The following is a 591-nucleotide window of genomic DNA, read 5'->3' as shown; positions in this document are numbered from 1 at the left end:
TTCCATGTAATTTAACCGAATTTCATCTACAGGAGTACCTGCGATTTGTTCCCACGCAGGCACAATGGAAACTGTGCCGTCTGTATTTTGTTGCAGGGTATACGTGTTAGGTCGATCCACCAAACGGTTAACATGCAGTTGTTTTTCATACGCCAAATTATTCACCTGCCTTCCATTCCAGTTCAATCGGTATGCTTAGAGCGATTTCTCTAGGTGGCTTCACAATATTGATTTCATCTTGCCAAACGACTACTCCATTTGAATCTTTAATGACTCGTTTTGTTATTCTGCCTGTTCGTGAATCGGGTAGACGCAACAAAAACGTTACCTTTGTTGCCCCTTGATGAGTTACAAGGATGGGAACTGTCATAAGTTTCCCATCAAGCTCTACCTCCGCGCTGTAGAACAAGGACTCTAGTGCGTTTTTTTGGCGCTCAAGAGCATAGTTTGTTAGCATAAGCCGTTTTCACCTCCAGCGTAGAATGCGCCACAATGTAAAGGAATGCTCTCGTATACAATGGGGTCATTCTGAGTCATGAAATAGGAAAGGGTATTGCTTCGACTACTAATTGAATAACTGTGCCTCAAATA

General features: G+C 42.6%; 1 protein-coding gene. It reads right to left on the bottom strand.

The window, feature by feature from the left end:
- Window positions 1-157: 157 nt before the first annotated feature.
- Window positions 158-457: a hypothetical protein gene (locus QZ995_RS23715; RefSeq protein WP_301812404.1), complete on the bottom strand. Its 300-nt coding sequence runs from the start codon at window positions 455-457 to the stop codon at window positions 158-160.
- Window positions 458-591 lie beyond the last annotated feature (134 nt).

This window comes from Brevibacillus laterosporus (assembly GCF_030489605.1).
GTDB lineage: Bacteria > Bacillota > Bacilli > Brevibacillales > Brevibacillaceae > Brevibacillus_B > Brevibacillus_B laterosporus_E.
Note: the sequence above shows the minus strand (reverse complement) of the source record. Positions and strands in the feature narration are given on the sequence as shown.

Excerpts from the sequence above, each read along its gene's own strand:
- QZ995_RS23715 (WP_301812404.1), bottom strand. The coding sequence starts at position 457 with ATGCTAACAAACTATGCTCTTGAGCGCCAAAAAAACGCACTAGAGTCC.